Source organism: Cellulomonas sp. PSBB021 (genome assembly GCF_002240455.1).
Classification (GTDB): Bacteria; Actinomycetota; Actinomycetes; order Actinomycetales; family Cellulomonadaceae; genus Cellulomonas; species Cellulomonas uda.
The window spans coordinates 1,958,454-1,978,729 of the sequence record NZ_CP021430.1 but is presented as its reverse complement, the minus strand read 5'-3'; the positions used below and the strand labels follow the sequence as shown (position 1 = coordinate 1,978,729).

Here is a 20,276-nt window from a genome sequence, read left to right as displayed (position 1 = left end):
GCGGGCTGGCGTGCGCACGGGTCGTGCACGTGCAGGTGCTGGTCGTGACGTCCGCGGCTCGCCGGCGGCGCGTCAGGAACGGACACTAGAGGGCGATACGGACATCGCGCAGGTCTTCGGCCGGGGTTGTGGACGTGCGGGCGACACCGCGCGGCACGCGCGGGTGCGGCGGGTCCGGTGTCTCGATGTGAAGAGGTCCACATCTCTCGACATGAAGAGATCTGGGCGCGACGGTCTAGCATCGACCCGGCGCACACGGCCGCACCGAGGCCGCCGTCGCGCGGTCGACGAGAGGAACTGGACCACAGTGGACCTGTTCGAGTACCAGGCACGGGACATCTTCGAGAAGCACGGCGTACCGGTGCTCGGCGGCATCGTCGCCACCACGCCGGACGAGGCCCGCGCTGCGGCGGCGACGCTGCTCGGCGACCAGCCGGGCGTGGTCGTGGTCAAGGCGCAGGTCAAGACGGGCGGTCGCGGCAAGGCCGGCGGCGTCAAGCTCGCACGCTCGGCCGACGAGGCCGCGGAGCGGGCCGGCGAGATCCTCGGCATGGACATCAAGGGCCACACGGTCCACCGCGTGATGATCGCGGCGGGAGCGCGGATCGCGCAGGAGTTCTACTTCTCGCTGCTGCTGGACCGTGCCGAGCGTCGCTACCTGGCGATGTGCTCGGTCGAGGGCGGCATGGAGATCGAGCAGCTCGCGGTCGAGCGCCCGGAGGCGCTGGCGAAGGTCGCGGTCGACCCGCGCGTCGGCATCGACGCGGCGAAGGCCGACGAGATCGTCGCCGCGGCCGGCTTCGACGCGAGCATCGCCGGCAAGGTCGCCGACGTCCTGCAGAAGCTGTGGCTCGTCTACCGCGACGAGGACGCCACGCTGGTCGAGGTCAACCCGCTGGTCCTCACCGAGGACGGCGAGGTCGTCGCGCTCGACGGCAAGGTCTCGCTCGACGCGAACGCGGACTTCCGGCACGCGGACCACGCGGAGCTCGAGGACAAGGCCGCGGCGGACCCGCTCGAGGCCCGCGCCAAGGCCAAGGACCTCAACTACGTCAAGCTCGACGGCGAGGTCGGCATCATCGGCAACGGCGCGGGGCTCGTCATGAGCACGCTCGACGTCGTCGCGTACGCCGGTGAGAAGCACGGCGCGGTGAAGCCCGCGAACTTCCTCGACATCGGCGGTGGCGCCTCGGCGGAGGTCATGGCCGCGGGGCTCGACATCATCCTCACCGACCCGCAGGTCAAGTCGGTGTTCGTCAACGTCTTCGGCGGCATCACCGCGTGCGACGCGGTCGCGAACGGCATCGTCGCCGCGCTGGAGATCCTGGGCGACGAGGCGAGCAAGCCGCTGGTCGTGCGCCTCGACGGCAACAACGTCGAGGAGGGCCGCCGCATCCTCGCGGAGGCGAACCACCCGCTGGTCACGCTCGCCGACACCATGGACGGCGGGGCCGACAAGGCCGCCGAGCTCGCGAACGCCTGAGACGACGAGAGAGAACAACTGACATGGCGATCTTCCTCACCGAGGCCTCCAAGGTCATCGTCCAGGGCATGACCGGCTCCGAGGGCACCAAGCACACGACGCGCATGCTCGCCTCGGGCACGACCGTCGTCGGCGGCGTGAACCCGCGCAAGGCCGGCACGAGCGTGTCCTTCCCGCAGGGCGACGGCACGGTCGACGTGCCCGTCTTCGGGTCCGTCGCCGAGGCCGTCGCGGCCACGGGCGCCGACGTCTCCGTGATCTTCGTCCCGCCGGCCCACACCAAGGGCGCCGTCGTCGAGGCCGTCGACGCGGGCGTCCCGCTCGTCGTCATCATCACCGAGGGTGTGCCGGTCGCGGACACCGCGGAGTTCTTCGCGTACGCGCAGGACAAGGGCGTGCGGCTGATCGGCCCGAACTGCCCCGGCCTCATCAGCCCCGGGAAGTCGAACGTCGGGATCATCCCGGCCGACATCACGGGCCCCGGGCGCATCGGCCTGGTGTCGAAGTCGGGCACGCTGACGTACCAGATGATGTACGAGCTGCGGGACCTCGGCTTCTCGTCGGCCGTGGGCATCGGCGGCGACCCGATCATCGGCACCACGCACATCGACGCGCTCGCGGCGTTCGAGGCCGACCCGGACACGGACGTCATCGTGATGATCGGTGAGATCGGCGGCGACGCCGAGGAGCGCGCCGCGGCGTTCATCCAGGAGCACGTCACCAAGCCGGTCGTCGGCTACGTCGCGGGCTTCACCGCACCCGAGGGCAAGACGATGGGCCACGCCGGCGCGATCGTCTCGGGCTCGTCGGGCACCGCACAGGCCAAGAAGGAGGCCCTGGAGGCCGCGGGCGTGAAGGTCGGCAAGACGCCGTCCGAGACCGCCGCGCTCGCCAGGGAGCTGCTCTCGCGCTGAACCTGATCCCTCGGCGCAGGACGACGCCCCGCACGGCACCATCCGTGCGGGGCGCCGCCGTTCCCGGGGCAGTCGGACCGGATGCGGGGACTCGCCGGGCGGCGTGCACGGATCCCCGGCCCCGGGCGGTGACGATGGGGCGGTGAGTGTCCCGACCGGATCGCGCCGCCGCACGAGACCCGCCCCCGGGGCGTCGACGCGGCCCGACGAGCGACGCCCGCCCGTGGCGCCCGGCCGGCTCGGGACGGGCAACGGCCGCTCGTCGGCGTTCTTCGTGAGCGCCCTCGACGGGTCGCCGCACTGGCTGGCGGGTGCGCTCGCCGCGCTGCAGGGCGCGCTGCTGTCGTTCCTCGTCGTCGTGCTGCCCGCGGTCGCGGCGTACGTCGCCACGTCGGCCGACCCGGCGAACGAGGGCGTCGAGTGGTTCCGCTCGGTCACGGTCGGCGCGAGCATCTGGCTCGCGGGGCACGGCGTCCCGGCGGACGTCGGTGGCGTGCCGATCACCCTGGTGCCCCTGGGGGTCACGCTGCTGGCGCTGTTCACCGGCTGGGCGTCCGCGCGGCGCTCGGGCGTCGCGGACCGGACCGCACTGCTGGGTGGCACGCTCGCGTACGCCGGGCTCGTGGCGGTGCTGGCGTTGGCGACGGCCGGCCCGGTGGCGGCGCTCCGCGGCCTCGCGGGTGGGGCGCTCGTGGGTGGGGCCGGGGTCGCCGCGGGGCTGCTGGCGCGCCCCGAGGCGCCGACGTGGCGTGAGGTCACCCGGCCCTGGCACGGGCGGCTGCCCGTCGTGGTCGCGGTCGGCGTCGAGGCCGCGACGGTCGCGGCCGCAGCCGTCGTCGTGGTCGGCGCAGTCGTCGCGACGAGCTGGGTGCTCGCGGGCCGGACGACGGTCGTCGCGATCGCGGAGGGTCTCGACCTGGACACGCTCGGGGGAGCGGTGCTCGCGCTCGCCGAGCTCGCGTTCGCGCCGGTGCTCGTCGTGTGGGCCGTGGCGTGGGCCGCCGGGCCGGGCTTCTGGGTGGGCGAGGGGACGCACTTCGCGACCGACGCGGTGACGGGCGGCACGCTGCCGGCGGTGCCGATGCTCGGGGCCCTGCCGGGGGCGGACGTCGTCGGCGGGCCCTCGCTGCTCGCACCGGCGCTGCTGGTCGGCTGCGGGGCGCTCGCGGGCTGGTACCTGCACCGGGGGCTGCGCGCGCGCGACGGCCTGCGGGCCTGGAGCACGGGCGTGGCGTGCGTGGTGTGCGCGGCGGGTGCGGGCCTCGTCGCCGGGCTGCTGGTGCTGGCGGGGTCGGGCGGGGTCGGCCCGGGTCGCATGGCGCAGGTCGGCGCGTCGGCCGTGACCGTGGGCGGTGCGGTCGCGCTCGAGGTGCTGTTCGGTGCGGTGCTCGTCGCGCTGCCCTCCGACGAGCGGCTGCGCCGGGCGTGCGCGGCGGGGCTCGTCGGCGCGTGGGCGCGGCTGCGCGGCGCACGCTGAACCGCCCGCGCTGAACCGCCCGCGCTCAACCCCACGCTGAACGACACCAGCGCGCTGCACCACGCCACGGGTGCGGCGGGTCCGTCAGCGGCCGGTGCGCTCCTCGAGCCAGTCCTGGACGGACCGCTCGAACGTCGCCTCGCACTCGTGCCGCGCGCTCACGGTCAACGCACCCGCGAGGCACTCCTGCCGGTCGAGGTAGAGCGGCCACATGAGCGTCATCCCGGCCGACACGACCAGCCAGAACGCCGTCAGTCCCGTGCCGCCCGCGAGCAGCCCGATCATCGCGCCGCGCACGTGCCCCCGCACGGCACGCACGAGCGCACGGATGCCGACGACGAGCGCGATCGCACCGAACACGAGGCTCGCGCCCTGCCACGGGACGGGGAACGTACCCGTGAGCAGCGTCGCGAGCATGAGCACGGCGAACGTGCGTGTCCGCCGGGCGACGTCCACCACGACCGCGGGGTCCGGGGGCGGGGTCTGCCGCGGCGGCGGCGCGACGGGCTGCTGCGCGGGCGGCACGCCCCAGCCCGGCTCGGGGCCACGCTGGTGCTCGCGCGGCGGCGTGCGGCGCTCCGGAGCGTCCGCACCGGGGCGGTCGTCGGGCGGCGCGTAGGGGTTGCTCACCCCGGCATTCTCACTCACGGCACCCACCCGTGACCGCGCGGGACGCGAGGTGGGCCCGGACCGTGACCTCTTCGACCGGAGCAGGTGGCGGGCTAGACTGACCCCGGCCGTGACTGGCGAGGGTGGGAGCGACCACCGGGGAGCGGCCGAACGTCCCTGCAGCGCACCGCCCGCCTGGGTGCCTGGGTCCCCTGCGAAGCCGACCCAGGAGTGTGCCCCATGAGCGCCGTCCCGCCCGTCCCCGCCACGACCGCCGACCCGGCGTCCGACGTCACGCGCCGCCCGGTCCGCCGTGCCCTGGTCTCCGTCTACGACAAGACGGGCCTCGTCGAGCTCGCCACGGCGCTGCACGCCGCGGGCGTCGAGCTGGTCTCGACGGGTTCGACCGCGTCGACCATCGCCGGCGCGGGTGTGCCCGTGACGCGCGTCGAGGAGCTCACCGGGTTCCCCGAGTGCCTCGACGGGCGCGTCAAGACGCTGCACCCGCGCGTACACGCCGGGATCCTCGCGGACACGCGCCGGCCCGAGCACCTGGCGCAGCTCGACGAGCTGGGCGTCGCGGCGTTCGAGCTCGTCGTCGTCAACCTCTACCCGTTCACGCAGACGGTCGCGTCGGGTGCGGCGCCGGACGAGTGCGTCGAGCAGATCGACATCGGCGGGCCGTCGATGGTCCGCGCGGCCGCCAAGAACCATCCGAGCGTCGCGGTCGTCGTCGACCCGGCCCGGTACGACGAGGTCGGCGCCGCCCTCGCCGCCGGTGGCTTCACACTCGCGCAGCGCCGCGCGCTCGCCGCGCAGGCGTTCGCGCACACCGCCGCGTACGACACGGCGGTCGCGGGCTGGTTCGCGAACGCCTACGCACCCGACGAGACCGCCGACGAGTCGGGCTTCGGCGCGGTCGTCGGGGCGCAGTGGACGCGCGGGGAGGTGCTGCGCTACGGCGAGAACCCGCACCAGTCGGCGGCGCTGTACCTGTCCGACGAGGGGCGCGCGGGGCACGGCCTCGCGGGCGCGACGCAGCTGCACGGCAAGGCCATGAGCTACAACAACTACGTCGACGCGGACGCCGCGTGGCGCGCGGCGCACGACCACGGCGACGCGCCGACGGTCGCGATCATCAAGCACGCCAACCCGTGCGGCATCGCGGTCGGTACCGACGTGGCGGACGCGCACGCGAAGGCCCACGCGTGCGACCCGGTCTCGGCGTTCGGCGGCGTGATCGCGACGAACCAGCGGGTCACGCTCGCGGCGGCCGAGCAGATCGCGCCGGTGTTCACCGAGGTCGTCGTCGCCCGCGGGTTCGACGACGACGCGCTCGCGCTGCTCACGCAGAAGAAGAACATCCGCCTGCTCGTGGTGGACGGCCCGCCGTCGTCCGTCGTCGAGCTGCGCGCGGTCTCGGGCGGGCTGCTGCTGCAGCACGTGGACCGCATCGACGCGGCGGGCGACGACCCGGCGTCGTGGACGCTCGCGGCCGGGGACGCGGCCGACGAGGCCACGCTCGCCGACCTGGCGTTCGCGTGGCGTGCGGTGCGCGCGGTGAAGTCGAACGCGATCCTGCTCGCGCAGGACGGCGCGTCGGTCGGCGTCGGCATGGGCCAGGTCAACCGCGTCGACTCGTGCCGCCTCGCGGTCGAGCGCGCGAACACGGGTGACACCCCGCGCGCCCGGGGCGCCGTGGCGGCTTCCGACGCGTTCTTCCCGTTCGCGGACGGGCTGCAGGTGCTGCTCGACGCGGGTGTGCGCGCGGTCGTCCAGCCGGGTGGCTCGGTGCGGGACGAGGAGGTCGTCGCGGCGGCGCAGGCCGCGGGCGTCACGCTCTACCTCACGGGGACGCGGCACTTCGCGCACTGACCCGCCGGCCTCGGACGGCCCTCGGCGCCTCGGCGCACGGGGGCCGTCCGCGTTCGCGTTCCTGCCGTCGGTCAGGGGCGCAGCGGGCGGTCCGGGTCGGCAGCGAGCGGTCGTGCGAGCTCGGGGAGCGTCGCCGACGTGAACAGCCGGCGTGCGGCACCGACGTCACGCGGCCGGTCGACCGTCAGCACCCCGCTGATCGTGTCGCCGCCCGGCCGGTACCAGAGCGCGGTCCACCCGCCGTCCGCGGCGGGGTCGCCGCGCAGCACCACGTCGTCCTCGGCGGACGGCTGGCCGAACAGCGTGAGGTCGTGCCCGAGCTGCGTCGAGAACACGTACGGCGCGCGGTCGCCGCGTCCCGCCGCGGCCGCGTCGCCCTCGAGCAGGTCCGCGACGAGCTCGGCCGGGTCGCGCAGCGCACCGTCCCAGTGGCCGCCGGGCACCCAGCCGTGCCGCCGCGAGCGGCGCAGCGTGACGTCACCGACCGCGCGCACGTGGCGGCCCGGCGCACCCAGCACCGCGAACCCCTCGTCGACGCGCAGCGCCCCGTCCGCCTCGCGTGGGAGCGCGTCGCCGAGCCAGGCCGTCGCGGGGCGGGCGCCCACGGCGGCGAGCACCACGTCCGCGGGCAGGTGCGTGCCGTCGGACAGCCGCACCCCGCGGGCGTCCACCTGCGCGATCGTCCGGCCGGTCAGCAGCCGCACGCCGTGCTCGCCGTACCAGGGCACGGTCAGCGCGCCTACGCGCGCCCCGAGTGCACCCGCGAGAGGCGCGGCCGCCGCCTCCACGACCGTGACGTCCACCCCCGCGCGCGCCGCGACGCCCGCGACCTCGGCCCCGATCCAGCCGGCACCCACGACGACGAGCCGGTCCCCGGGCCGCAGCGCCGTGCGCAGCTCCTGCGCGTCCGCCCAGGTGTGCAGCGTGCGGGCGCCCACCCACGCGCCCGGCAGGACCGCGTGGGCACCGGTCGCGACGACGAGCGCGTCGGAGGTGAGGTCGCCCGCGTCGGTGTGCACCGTGACCGCGTCGGGCGTCACGACGAGCCCGCGGGCCGGCCGTGCGAGGTGGACCGCGTCGGCCTGCGACGTGATGTCGGTGCCGACCTCGTCCGCGAGCCACGCGGGGCTCACGTGGTCCAGGAGGTGCTTGGACAAGGGAGGTCGGTCGTACGGGGCGACGCCCTCGGCCCCGAGCACCGTGACGTGACCGGAGTAGCCGACCTCGCGCAGTGCGGCGACGGTCTGCGTCGCGGCCAGCCCCGCGCCCACGACGAGCACGGACGCGGGCCTGCGCGTGGGCCCTTGCGGCGGGCCACCCGCGTCACTCGTCGTGCGTGTGCGCGGTCGCTCGGGCGTCAGGCTCACCCGGCAACGGTAGTCTCACCCGTCGGGAGGCGGGATGGTTCACGAGCGCGTGCACGGTCAGTCGGCACGGACGACGACGCACGGCACCCCGCTGCCGGGCGCACCGGCCGGGTGGTCGGCGGGTCCGGCGACCCCGGCACCCGAGGCGCGGGCGGGCGGGCACGAGCCCGCGCCGCCTCCGCAGCACGCGCGACCCGCGTCGGCGAGGTCGTCGGCGGCGTCCCCCGTGCCCGCGGCCGGGCCCGCGAAGCGGCCTGCGCCCGCGAGCGCTCCCGCGAGCACTCCCGCGAGCACTCTTTCGAGCACACCCGGGGGCGTCCCCGAGGACGTGCCGCCCGCCGAGCGCCCGCTCGACCCCCGCGCCATCGCGCGCGCCTCGCTCGAGGCGTCGCGCAACGCGTCGTTGTGGTGGACGGCGGCGGGCGTGGCGCTCGCGTGCCTCGTCGCACTCGTGGCCGGGACCCCCGCGGGGGCGTGGACGCTGTCCGCGCTGCTCGCGGCCGGTGCCGGGGTCCGTGCGGTGCGCCCCGAGCCCGGCCCGGTCGCGTGGGCCGTGCGCTCGCGCGCGCTGGACGTCACGGTCCTGTGCTTCCTCGCGGTCTCGATCGCGGTGCTCGCCGCGATCCTCCCGACACCCGAGAGCTGACACGACCGAGCACCCGGCGCTGAGGGCGATCAAGAACACTCGGGCGAATGACCCGTGATCGACATCGCGGTCCTGTCCTGCCCGGCTCTGCGAGTCCCGTCCTCGTCGTACTCGACGCGAGTCGCCTCGAAGTGCGCGTCGTCGCTCAGCGTCCGCATCGGCTGGACGATCTGCCACAGCTCGCCGGGCCCGATCACGCCTTCGTCGAGGTCGACCCGATGTGACCACGCCTGTGCCGACCACTCGTCTCCCGGTGCTGGAGGAATGTCGCCGGCAACGGTGTACCACCGTCCACCTTCCTGGACCAGGAAGGGAGCGTCGATCTCCAGGTCGACCGCGCCAACCGCCTGGACGCTGACGATCCTGATCGGGGACGTCCCGGTGTTCTTGACCCACACCGCGCTCAAGGCGCGTGTGCTGCGCACGCCGGCGTCGGCACAGTTCAGCTCTTGCCCGCCCGGGCCGATGCTCAAAGAGCCACCTGGCAGGCCTGAGTCATCAGAGCAGGCCGAGCTCGCGCCCGCGAGGCCAAAGGTCAGAAGGGCAAGCGCAAGGGTGCGTCGACCGAGGGTCACGGCCTGGCGACCAGTCGCCCGGTGTTCACCTGCTCGGGAACATTGCCTGTCCCGCACACGGCGTACGACGTGCCATCAGGGCGAGTCATGATGATCTTCGACTCGTAGCTGTAGGCGGTCTGTGCGGAGGCGTTGAAGCCCATGGCTGCGGGAAGCGCCACACCGCTCGACCAGTACTGCGCCTTCCCCTTGCTGAAGTGATGCGTCGAGCTGTATCGCACGCAGTAGGCGGACGGCGTGGCGGGCACCGTCGAGCCCGCTTCGTACGATCCGAACGGTCGACCGATCGGCCGGACGGTGTAGGACACGATCTGGCCAAAGTCGCCATCGCAGATGACGCTCTTGTACTTGCCGTAGTTAAGGTACTTCTTGTAGATCTTTGCGTGACTGCCGGCCTTCTTGTCGAATTCGTCCACGTCGCCGTTACTGATCTTTGCTGTGCTGGATGCCGTCCATGAAGCATTGGCTCCGGTCTGGCTGAAGCCAATCCCGAACGTGGACTCGGCGCCCTTCGTGTAGATGAACTGGGTGGTCACTCTGGGTGCCGTCGAGTACGTCGAGCCGATGATTGTCGGCCGCCTGTCGAGTCGCTGCACCAGTTTCGTGCCGCACTCCATCCCCGCTGGCGCCGAGTCTTCCGCCGCCACCGGCGGGATCCCGTCCACCTCAGACGTGTCGGAGATCTCGTCCACTGTCAACGGCTCGTCAGCGTCAATCATGAGTTCATCGGTCAGAGCGCCGCTGATGGAGTCGTCGACGGCGATCTCAGGCGAAAGAACGGCTGAGGTCGAGACCATGGCTACCTTGGCGCCCGCGTTGGCGGCGGTCACGTCAAAGTTCACGATTCGTTCGTCACCGTCGGTGGCCTCCGCCACGGCTTCTGGGTCGGCGACCAGTTCGAAGCTGCCGTCTGTATTCGTCAAGGCTGCGGCGATCGTGACGAGTTCGACGGCGTCTCCCGGCTGGTGTCGGTCGAGTGTCTCCTGGTCAGGCCAGGCCTTCGCGATCACCGGGACGCCGGCGTGGGCGCCAATCACCTCTCCTGCGACGAGTACTGGTCCGTCCAGCTCGGTCGATGGTTCTACGCTGACCAAGACCGCAAGCGCGTCAACCTGCTCTTCAGTGGTGGGGCGCGGGTCCGGCTCCACGGGCGCGGATGCGCCGATCAGCAAGATGGCGGTCAGGGCCACCCCCGACAAGCGCATGACATCGGACCGCATTCGTATCTACCCCCTGCTCATAGTCGCGCGTTGCGCGCGGCGAGGAGGCGAGTGGAGCATACCGCGGGCTCGAGATGGGAGGAATTCGGCACAGTCTGCCCGAAATGGCCGCGTGATGTGCGTCACATGGCCGTCGTCGCGGAAGTTGGGGCGCGATCTCGCGCCGTGGGCGGGTGCCGGCCTCGACATCGAAGGGCCCGGGCGCGGTGCGCCCGGGCCCTTCGATGTCGGATCAGCGCTGCTGCTCCTCCACGACGACGACGTCCTCGCCGGTCACGTACACGTCGTCCTCCTCGAGGAGGTTGTCCTCGAGCGGGGGCTCCGCGGCGAACGCGCGGTACACGATGCCCGCGAGCGCGGCGCCGACGAGCGGCGCGACCCAGAAGACCCACAGCTGCTTCCACGCCCACGACTCGGAGAAGATCGCGGCGGCCGTGGCACGCGCGGGGTTCAGCGCACCGTTGGTGAGCGGGATGGTGATGAGCAGGCCGACGGCGAGCGTGAGGCCGATCGCGAACGGCGCGACGCGCGTGTTGGCGCGGCGGTCGGTCGAGCCGAGGATCACGGCGACGAAGATGCCCGTGACGACGAGCTCGATGACGAGCGCGGTGAACAGCGTCGTCTCCGCCTGGCCGCCCGAGGCGGTGCTCAGCGCGGTGTGCTCGCCGTAGCCGTTGGCGACACCGGAGAAGAACGCGCGCGCCGACTCGGACTGCACGAGGTTCGGCAGGCCGGACGGGATCGCGATGAACGCGACCGCGGCGCCGAGCGCGCCGCCGACGAGCTGCGCGAGCCAGTAGGGGAGCACGTCCTTCCAGGACGTACGGCCGCCGAGCGCGGCGCCGAGCGTCACGGCCGGGTTGAAGTGGCCACCCGAGACGTGGCCGAACGCGGCGGCACCGGCCGCGAGCGCGAGGCCGAACGCGAGGGCGACGCCGAGCGCACCGGACCCACCGCCGAAGATGGCGAAGTTCGACGACGAGAACAGCGCGACCCCGAGGCCGGCGAGCACGAGCAGGAACGTGCCGAGCACCTCGGCCCCGAGCCGCGCGGTCAGGCTCGGGCCGTCGACGATGACGGTGCCGGCGGGCACGACGTACGCGTCGTACTCGGTGGTGTCGGCCTCAGGACCGGGCGTGGGCTCGGGCGTGGGCTCCGGGGTGGGCTCGACGACCGGCTCGACGACGGGCTCGGCGACCGGCTCGACGACGGGCTCGGAGGTGGCCGCGGTCGGCTCGGCGGGCGTCGGCTCGGAGGGCTGGGCGCCCTTCGGCTCGGTCGCGCCGGCGGTGGGGTCCTGGGACATGGCGGTCCGTTCGGTAGGTTCGAGTGGTTCGCGGGCCAATATGCCAGTCCTGGCCGTGCACCGCGGCTGGTGGCGAGCACCAAAATCGGTGCTGCGCGTGGTTCGGCGCGGGTGTGGCGCGCGGGTGGGTGCGCGGCGTCGTCGGACGTGACCAGGCTCGCGTCGGCGGCCCGGCCGAGATCTCTCGATGTCGAGTAATCTTGGGTCGGCCCAGTTCCCAGCAAGGAGTCCCGCATGGCGAAGATCAAGGTCGTCGGCCCGGTCGTCGAGCTCGACGGCGACGAGATGACGCGCATCATCTGGCAGTTCATCAAGGACCGCCTGATCCACCCGTACCTCGACATCGACCTGCGGTACTACGACCTGTCGATCGAGAACCGCGACGCGACCGACGACCAGGTGACGGTCGACGCGGCCCACGCGATCAAGGAGCACGGCGTCGGCGTCAAGTGCGCGACGATCACGCCGGACGAGGCGCGCGTCGAGGAGTTCGGCCTCAAGAAGATGTGGCTGTCCCCGAACGGCACGATCCGCAACATCCTGGGCGGCGTCGTGTTCCGCGAGCCGATCATCATCAGCAACATCCCGCGGCTGGTCCCGGGCTGGAACAAGCCGATCATCATCGGTCGCCACGCCCACGGCGACCAGTACAAGGCGACGAACTTCAAGGTCCCCGGCGCCGGCACCCTCACGCTGACCTTCACGCCGGCCGACGGCTCCGAGGAGATCAAGCAGACGGTCGTCACCTACCCGGAGGCGGGCGGCGTGGCGATGGGCATGTACAACTTCAACGAGTCGATCCGCGACTTCGCGCGCGCCTCGTTCGCGTACGGGCTGCAGCGCGGCTACCCGGTGTACCTCTCGACGAAGAACACGATCCTCAAGGCGTACGACGGTGCGTTCAAGGACATCTTCCAGGAGGTGTTCGACACCGAGTTCAAGGAGCAGTTCGACGCCGCGGGCCTGACGTACGAGCACCGCCTGATCGACGACATGGTCGCCGCCGCGATGAAGTGGGAGGGCGGCTACGTCTGGGCGTGCAAGAACTACGACGGTGACGTGCAGTCCGACACGGTCGCGCAGGGCTTCGGCTCGCTGGGCCTGATGACGTCGGTGCTCATGACGCCGGACGGCAAGACCGTCGAGGCCGAGGCGGCGCACGGCACGGTGACGCGGCACTACCGCCAGCACCAGCAGGGCAAGCCGACGTCGACGAACCCGATCGCGTCGATCTTCGCGTGGACGGGCGGTCTGAAGCACCGCGGCAAGCTCGACGGCACGCCCGAGGTCACGGCGTTCGCCGAGACGCTCGAGGACGTCGTCGTCACGACGGTCGAGAGCGGCAAGATGACGAAGGACCTCGCGCTGCTCATCGGCCCGGACCAGCCGTGGCTGACGACGGAGGAGTTCCTCGCGGCGCTCGACGAGAACCTGGCGGCGCGCCTGGGCTGAGCCCGCGCGTCCCTCGAACGGCGTCCACCCTCCGGGGTGGGCGCCGTTCGTCGTCCTCCGCCGTCCGGCGTTCTCCGTCGTTCTCCGCGGTCGCGTGGCGGGCGGTTCGTGGTGGTTGGTCACGGGTCGGCAACGGCGGCAGCAAACTCTTGCTGCAAGTTGCGGCAAGCCGGTACGGTGCCGCCAGCCGTCGACGCCGCCGTCGTCGGACGCCCCGCAGCGGTGACCGCAGACGCCGCCGCGGGGCGTGCCAGCCCGCATGCCCGCGCCGACCGGCGCGGAGACGAAGGAGTCGCCGCATGTCCAGCGTCCTCGCGCGCGCCCGTCGCCCCCTGTCGCTCCTGACCGCCGCGACACTCGCGCTGGTCGGCGGCGCGGTGGTCACGCAGGGGGCGGCCACGGCCGCCGACCCCACGTACACGCTCGTCGGCTCGCTGCAGACCGAGCTCGGCTGCGCGGACGACTGGTCGCCCACGTGCACCGACGGCGACCTCGCCCCCGTCGACGGCCGCGAGGGGCACCACGGGGCGACGGTCACGCTGCCCGCGGGCAGTTACGCCTTCAAGGTCGTCGCCGACCACGCGTGGGACACCGCGTACGGGTTCGGCGGGTCGAGCGACGCGGGTGCACCCGACGTGCCGCTCGTCCTGGCGGGCCCCACGCGGCTCCTCGTCGACTTCGACGTCGCGACCGGACGCACGTCCCTGACGCCGCTCGACCTGCAGGACGAGGCCGAGCAGGACGCGGTCGCGCTCGCGCCCGTCCGCCAGCCCGGCTCGGGTCAGCAGCTCTACTTCGTCATGACCGACCGGTTCGCCGACGGTGACCCGTCGAACGACCGCGGCGGCCTCACGGGCGACCGCCTGGTCACGGGCTTCGACCCGACGGACAAGGGGTTCTACCAGGGCGGCGACCTCGCGGGCCTGATCGACCGGCTCGACTACGTGCAGGGCCTGGGCACCACCGCGATCTGGCTCACGCCGTCGTTCACCAACAAGTACGTGCAGGGTGCCGGCACCGACGACGTCTCGGCGGGCTACCACGGCTACTGGGTCACGGACTTCACGACGCTCGACCCGCACTACGGCACGATGGCCGAGCTGGACGCGCTGCTGGACGCCGCGCACGACCGCGGCATGAAGGTCTACTTCGACGTCATCGCGAACCACACGGCCGACGTGATCCAGTACGAGGAGGACCCGCAGCCGGGCGACACCCCGTACCCGTACGTCTCGCAGGCGGACCGCCCGTACACGGACGCGGATGGCGACGCGTTCCTGCTCGCGGACGTCGTCGGACGCCCGTTCCCCGAGCTGGACCCGGCGACGTCGTTCCCGTACACGCCGGTGGTGCCCGAGGCGGAGCGGGACGTCAAGGTCCCGGCGTGGCTCAACGACCCGACGCTCTACCACAACCGCGGCAGCTCGACCTACGCGGGGGAGTCCTCGACACTCGGTGATTTCGGCGCGCTCGACGACCTCATGACCGAGAACCCCCTGGTCGTCGACGGGATGGCCGACATCTTCTCCGACTGGGTCGACCGCGGCATCGACGGCTTCCGGATCGACACGGTCAAGCACGTCGACATGGAGTTCTGGAGGTCCTGGACGGCGCAGGTCATGGACCACGCGCGCGCCACGGGCAAGGACGACTTCTTCATGTTCGGCGAGGTGTACGACGCGGACGCGGCGAAGACGAGCCCGTACGTGCGGCAGACCGACATGAGCGCGGTGCTGGACTTCGCGTTCCAGTCCGCGGCGTCGGGGTACGCCGGCGGCGGGTCCGCCAGGAGCCTCGCGGGGCTGTACGCCTCGGACGACCTGTACACGACACCGGACTCGAGCGCGTACGCGCTGCCCACGTTCCTCGGCAACCATGACATGGGGCGCATCGGGTACTTCCTCGCGGGCAAGGACGCGGCGCTGGACCGGGACGTCCTCGCGCACCAGCTGATGTTCCTCACGCGCGGCCAGCCGGTCGTCTACTACGGCGACGAGCAGGGCTTCGCGGGCACCGGTGGCGACAAGGACGCGCGGCAGTCGATGTTCGGCACCCAGGTGGACTCGTACGCGGACCAGCCGCTCGTCGACGGCACGCCGATGGGCACCGACGACCACTTCGACACGGGCTCCCCGCTGTACGAGGCGATCGCCGAGCTCGGCGCGCTGCGCGGCGAGCACGACGCGCTGTCCCAGGGCGCCCAGGTCGAGCAGCTCGTCGCCGACGGCACGGGCGTGTACGCGTTCAGCCGCGTCGACCGCGACGAGCGCGTCGAGTACCTCGTCGCGGTCAACAACGCGACTGCGGCACGCACCGCGACGTTCACGCCGCTCACGCCGGACGCCACGTTCGACGCGCTGTACGGCGCGACCGGCTCCGTCACGGCGGACGACGAGGTGACGCTCGAGGTGCCGGCGCTGTCCGCGGTGGTCTACCGCGCGACGAGCCCGCTGCCCGCGCGCACGGCCGCCGTCGACGCGCAGTTCGTCGGCGCGCCCGGTCTGCCGGTCACCGCGCTCGAGGACCTCGCGGTCACGCTCGACGAGGAGGCGTACGCGGAGACGACGTTCTCCTGGCGGGTCGCGGGCGACGACGCGTGGACGACGCTCGGGACGAGCGACACCGGCCGCCCGCGCGTGTTCCACACGACCGCGGGCCTCGCGCCGGGTGCGCTCGTCGAGTACCGCGCGGTGGTGCGCGACGCGAGCGGCAACGAGTCCGTCGCGACGACGTTCGCGACCGTGGGCGAGGGCTACGGGCCCGGCACGCCCGTGGTGGCCGACGCCGAGAGCGTCGTGACGCTGCCCGGCAGCCACGGCTCGGAGATGGGCTGCGCGGCCGACTGGCAGCCCACGTGCGCCGCCGCGCAGCTGACGCAGCAGCCCGACGGTCGCTGGTCGGGCACGTTCGCGTTGCCCGCGGGGACCTACGAGTACAAGGTCGCCGTCGGCGCCGCGTACTACGAGGCGCAGGGCGCCGAGAACGGCGGCTGGCACGAGAACTACGGCGAGGACGGCGTGAAGAACTCGCCGTCGGGCAACATCACGTACACCGTGACGGACCCCGATCGTCCCGTGACGTTCTGGTACGACCCCGCGACGCACCGCGTGGTGAACGACGCCGCGGGCGCGGTGTACACGGTCGCGGGTGACTTCCAGACCGAGCTCGGCTGCGCGGGGGACTGGAGCGCCACGTGCCTGACCGGCGTCCTGGCCGACCCGGACCGGGACGGCGAGTGGACGTACACGACGTCCGCGATCCCCGCGGGCACGTACCAGGCCAAGGCCGTGCGCGGCTTCGACTGGTCGACGAGCTACGGCACGGCCGGTGGCGACGATGTGGCGTTCGCGGTGACCGCGGAGACCCCGACGGTCACGTTCCGGCTCGACACCGCGACGGGCGTGCTGACGATCGACGCGGGCACGCCGCAGGAGCCCGGGCCGGGCGACCTCGTCGTGAGCGTGCCCGGCAGCCACAACAGCGAGATGGGCTGCCCGGGTGACTGGGCGCCCGACTGCGCCGACGCGCGCCTCGAGCTCCAGCCGGGCGGGGTGTACGCGGGCACGTTCACGATCCCCGCGGGCTCGTACGAGTACAAGGTGGCGATCGGTGGCTCGTGGAGCGAGAACTACGGCGCGGGCGGCGTGCGGGACGGCGCGAACGTCGCGTACACGCTGGACGCCGAGCGTGCCGTGACGTTCGTCTACGACCCGGTGACGCACCAGTTCACGTCGACCGCCGAGGGGCCGCTGTTCACGCTCGCGGGCGACTTCCAGTCCGAGCTCGGCTGCCCGGGCGACTGGCAGCCCGACTGCCTCGCCGCGCTCCTGCAGGACGGTGACCGCGACGGGACGTCCACGTTCACGACGACGAGCCTGCCGACCGGGTCGTACCAGGTGAAGGTCACGCAGGACCGGTCCTGGGACCTCAACTGGGGTGCCGACGGCGTGCCCGGGGGTGCGAACATCACCTTCTCCGCGACGACGGGCAAGCAGGTGCTGTTCTCGTTCGACTCCGAGACGAAGGTGCTCACCGTGACGGTCCAGGACCCGCCGCTGCCCGGCACCGGCCAGGCGCGCGCGCACTGGGTCACGGCCGACACGCTCGCGTTCCCGCAGGACCTGCTCGGCGACGCCGACGCGGCGGACCTGACGTGGTCGCTGCACGCGTCGCCGACGGGCGGGCTCGAGCTCGCCGACGGTGCGGTCGAGGGCGGCGAGCCGGTCGCGCTCACGTACGACCCGGCGGGACTGCCCGGGGACGTCACGGCCGCGTTCCCGGCGCTCGCGGGCTACGCCGCGCTGCACCTGTCCGCGTCCGACGCGGCGCGTGCGCCGCAGCTGCTCGAGGGCGAGCTGCGGGTGCTCGCGGCGGGCGACTCCCCGGTCGCCTTCACGGGCGTGCAGGTCCCGGGCGTGCTCGACGACCTGTACGCCGACGCGGCGGCCACCGCGGACCTGGGCCTGACGTGGGACGACGGCACGCCGTCGTTCGCGCTGTGGGCGCCGACCGCCCAGGACGTCGACCTGCTGGTGTGGCCGGGCGAGGTGTCCGGCGAGCCCACGCGCGTGCCCGCCGAGCGCGGCGACGACGGCGTGTGGCGCGTCGCGGGCGAGGCGGGCTGGACCGGTGCGGCCTACCGCTACGCCGTGACGGTGTACGCCCCGAGCCTGCGGCGTGTCGTCGTGAACGACGTGACGGACCCGTACTCGGTCGCGCTCACGCAGAACTCGACCCACTCGGTCGTCGTCGACCTGGCCGACCCGGCCACGCGGCCGGCGATCTGGACGGACACGCCGTCCCCGACGGTCGAGCAGGCCGTGGACCGTGCGATCTACGAGCTGCACGTGCGGGACTTCTCGATCGCCGACGAGACCGTGCCCGCGGCCGAGCGCGGGACGTACCTCGCGTTCGCCCGCGACAGCGCGGGCACGCGGCACCTCGCCGAGCTCGCCGGTGCGGGCCTGACGACGGTGCACCTGCTGCCGACGTTCGACATCGCGACCATCGAGGAGGACCGCGGGGAGCAGGAGAGCCCCGCGTGCGACCTGGCGTCGTACGCGCCGGACTCCACCGAGCAGCAGGCGTGCGTCACCGCGGTGGCCGACGCCGACGGCTTCAACTGGGGCTACGACCCGTTCCACTACCAGGTGCCCGAGGGCTCGTACGCGGTCGACCCCGACGCGCGGGTCGGCGAGTTCCGCACGATGGTCGGGGCCCTGCACGCCACAGGCCTCGAGGTCGTGCTCGACGAGGTGTACAACCACACGTCGGCGGCCGGCCAGGCGGACACCTCCGTGCTCGACAAGGTCGTGCCGGGGTACTACCACCGCCTCGACGCGACGGGTGCCGTGCAGACGAGCACGTGCTGCTCGAACATCGCGACCGAGCACGCGCTCGCGGGCAAGCTCATGGTCGACTCGGTCGTGCTGTGGGCGCGCGAGTACAAGGTCGACGGGTTCCGGTTCGACCTCATGGGTCACCACTCGGTGGCGAACATGCAGGCCGTGCGGGACGCGCTCGACGAGCTGACGCTCGCCGACGACGGGGTCGACGGCTCGCGCATCTACCTGTACGGCGAGGGCTGGAACTTCGGCGAGGTCGCCGACGACGCGCTGTTCGAGCAGGCCCGCCAGGGCAACCTCGGCGGCACGGGCATCGGCACGTTCTCCGACCGGCTGCGCGACGCGGTGCGCGGCGGCGGCCCGTTCGACGAGGACCCGCGCGTCCAGGGCTTCGGCTCGGGCCAGCTCACCGACCCGAACGGCGCCGCGGTCAACGGCGACGCCGCGGCGCAGGCCGCCACGCTCGCGCACCAGACCGACCTGGTGCGGCTCGGGATGGCGGGCAACCTCGCCGACTTCTCGTTCCTCGCGAGCGACGGGACGGTGCGTACGGGCGCGCAGGTCGACTACAACGGCCAGCCCGCGGGGTACGCGACCGAGCCCGACGAGGTCGTCACGTACGTCGACGCGCACGACAACGAGACGCTGTGGGACTCGCTCACCATGAAGCTCCCGCAGGCCACGTCGATGGACGACCGCATCCGGATGAACACGCTGTCGCTCGCCACCACCGCGCTGGCCCAGACGCCGTCGTTCTGGCACGCGGGCGCGGACCTGCTGCGCAGCAAGTCGCTCGACCGCAACAGCTACAACTCGGGCGACTGGTTCAACGCGATCGACTGGACGGGGCACGACAACGGGTTCGGCAAGGGGCTGCCGCCGCGGCCGGACAACGAGGCGAAGTGGCCGTACATGGCGCCGCTGCTGGCCGACCCGGCGCTCAAGCCGTCCGCCGACGACGTCGCCACGGCGTCGGACGCGGCGCTCGACCTGCTGCGGCTGCGCGCCTCGACCCGCCTGCTGCGCCTCGGCTCGGCGGACGCGATCGAGACCAAGCTGACGTTCCCCACCAGCGGCCCCGACGCGACGCCCGGCGTGATCGTCATGAGCGTCGACGACACGCTCGGTGCGGACGCCGACCCCGCGCTCGACGGCGTGCTCGTCGTGCTCAACGCCGGCACGGAGGCGACCACCCAGGTCGTCCCCGAGCTCGCCGGGCGCGAGTACGCGCTGTCCCCGGTGCAGGTCGCGGGGTCCGACGACGTCGTCAAGGTGACCGCCTGGGACACCGCGACCGGCACGGTGACGGTCCCGGCCCGCACGGTCGCGGTGCTCGTGGAGGCCCAGGAGGACGGCGGGCCGACCCCGACGCCCACGGCGACGCCGACGGCCGGCCCGACCCCGACGGCCGGTCCCACGCCGACGACGAGCCCGACGGCCACGCCGAAGCCGCACCCGACGCGCACGCCCCACCCGCACCCGACGCGCACGGCGAAGCCGCGACCCGAGCCGACGCGCACGGCGAAGCCGCGGCCCGAGCCGACGCGCACGGCCGCCCCGAGGCCGCGGCCGCGGGTCGAGCTCTCGGCGGGCGTCGTCCGGCGCGGGAGCACCGTCGAGGTGCAGGCGTCGGGTCTCACCGCGGGGGAGCGGGTCCAGGTGTGGCTGCACTCGACGCCGGTGCTGCTGCTCGGCGGGTCGGCCTCGACGGACGGGACGGTCGACCTGACCGTGACGATCCCGGTGGACGCCGCGCTGGGTGAGCACACCCTCGAGGTCCGCGGCCTGACCTCCGGGCTCAGCGGGTCCGCGGCGGTGCGGGTCGTCGCGGCCGACGCGGAGCTCGGGGCCACCGGGTTCGACGCCGGGCTCGTCGCGCTCGCGGCCGCCGCGCTCGTCGCCGGCCTGGTGCTCGTGCTCGTCGTACGGCGGCGCCGCGAGAGCTGACGGGCCCGCGGGCCCGCGCACGAGGAGGGGCCCGGTCGCACCGACCGGGCCCCTCCTCGT

13 protein-coding genes are annotated in these 20,276 nt (G+C 73.2%); 7 read left to right on the top strand and 6 right to left on the bottom strand.

The annotated features are described in order from the left end of the window. Positions 1-307: 307 nt before the first annotated feature. From sucC to CBP52_RS08910, 3 genes are all read left to right on the top strand, one after another. Positions 308-1,483: an ADP-forming succinate--CoA ligase subunit beta gene (gene sucC / locus CBP52_RS08920; protein ID WP_094180644.1), complete on the top strand. Its 1,176-nt coding sequence runs from the start codon at positions 308-310 to the stop codon at positions 1,481-1,483. Positions 1,484-1,506: 23 nt separating this feature from the next. Beyond that, positions 1,507-2,397, top strand: a complete 891-nt coding sequence (gene sucD / locus CBP52_RS08915; protein ID WP_094180643.1) for a succinate--CoA ligase subunit alpha — start codon at positions 1,507-1,509, stop codon at positions 2,395-2,397. A gap of 142 nt (positions 2,398-2,539) precedes the next feature. After that, positions 2,540-3,874: a DUF6350 family protein gene (locus tag CBP52_RS08910; RefSeq protein WP_232514418.1), complete on the top strand. Its 1,335-nt coding sequence runs from the start codon at positions 2,540-2,542 to the stop codon at positions 3,872-3,874. Between the two features lie 84 nt (positions 3,875-3,958). Here CBP52_RS08910 and CBP52_RS08905 read toward each other — a convergent pair whose 3' ends face one another. Beyond that, a complete protein-coding gene (locus tag CBP52_RS08905; RefSeq protein ID WP_094180641.1) occupies positions 3,959-4,504 on the bottom strand; it encodes a hypothetical protein in 546 nt (181 codons plus the stop codon). A gap of 219 nt (positions 4,505-4,723) precedes the next feature. Between CBP52_RS08905 and purH the strand changes: the two genes are divergently transcribed. Continuing rightward, positions 4,724-6,358, top strand: a complete 1,635-nt coding sequence (gene purH / locus CBP52_RS08900; protein ID WP_094180640.1) for a bifunctional phosphoribosylaminoimidazolecarboxamide formyltransferase/IMP cyclohydrolase — start codon at positions 4,724-4,726, stop codon at positions 6,356-6,358. Between the two features lie 71 nt (positions 6,359-6,429). Here purH and CBP52_RS08895 read toward each other — a convergent pair whose 3' ends face one another. After that, the gene (locus tag CBP52_RS08895) at positions 6,430-7,725 is read right to left on the bottom strand and encodes an NAD(P)/FAD-dependent oxidoreductase (RefSeq protein ID WP_232514417.1); all 1,296 of its coding nucleotides are present in this window, start codon (positions 7,723-7,725) and stop codon (positions 6,430-6,432) included. Positions 7,726-7,782: 57 nt separating this feature from the next. Further along, positions 7,783-8,019 carry a hypothetical protein gene (locus tag CBP52_RS08890; protein ID WP_157732556.1) on the bottom strand — a complete coding sequence of 79 codons (237 nt, stop codon included), beginning with the start codon at positions 8,017-8,019 and terminating at the stop codon, positions 7,783-7,785. A 34-nt stretch (positions 8,020-8,053) separates the two neighbouring features. On the opposite strand from CBP52_RS08890, the gene CBP52_RS08885 reads away from it, so the two are divergent. Further along, complete coding sequence (locus CBP52_RS08885) at positions 8,054-8,371, top strand: DUF3017 domain-containing protein (protein ID WP_094180638.1); 318 nt, start codon at positions 8,054-8,056, stop codon at positions 8,369-8,371. Between the two features lie 29 nt (positions 8,372-8,400). On the opposite strand, the gene CBP52_RS08880 is transcribed toward CBP52_RS08885, so the two are convergent. The 3 genes from CBP52_RS08880 to CBP52_RS08870 all read right to left on the bottom strand — a co-directional run bounded on the left by CBP52_RS08880 (position 8,401) and on the right by CBP52_RS08870 (position 11,472). Beyond that, a complete protein-coding gene (locus CBP52_RS08880; protein WP_157732555.1) occupies positions 8,401-8,844 on the bottom strand; it encodes a hypothetical protein in 444 nt (147 codons plus the stop codon). Positions 8,845-8,942: 98 nt separating this feature from the next. Then, complete coding sequence (locus tag CBP52_RS08875) at positions 8,943-10,136, bottom strand: hypothetical protein (protein ID WP_157732554.1); 1,194 nt, start codon at positions 10,134-10,136, stop codon at positions 8,943-8,945. Between the two features lie 262 nt (positions 10,137-10,398). Continuing rightward, positions 10,399-11,472, bottom strand: coding sequence for an MIP family channel protein (locus tag CBP52_RS08870; protein WP_094180635.1), 1,074 nt, complete (start codon positions 11,470-11,472; stop codon positions 10,399-10,401). 234 nt (positions 11,473-11,706) lie between these two features. Here CBP52_RS08870 and CBP52_RS08865 point away from each other — a divergent pair, with 234 nt between their 5' ends. Beyond that, a complete protein-coding gene (locus tag CBP52_RS08865) occupies positions 11,707-12,924 on the top strand; it encodes an NADP-dependent isocitrate dehydrogenase (protein ID WP_094180634.1) in 1,218 nt (405 codons plus the stop codon). Positions 12,925-13,223: 299 nt separating this feature from the next. Next, the gene (gene pulA / locus CBP52_RS18215; RefSeq protein ID WP_232514416.1) at positions 13,224-20,216 is read left to right on the top strand and encodes a pullulanase-type alpha-1,6-glucosidase; all 6,993 of its coding nucleotides are present in this window, start codon (positions 13,224-13,226) and stop codon (positions 20,214-20,216) included. Positions 20,217-20,276 lie beyond the last annotated feature (60 nt).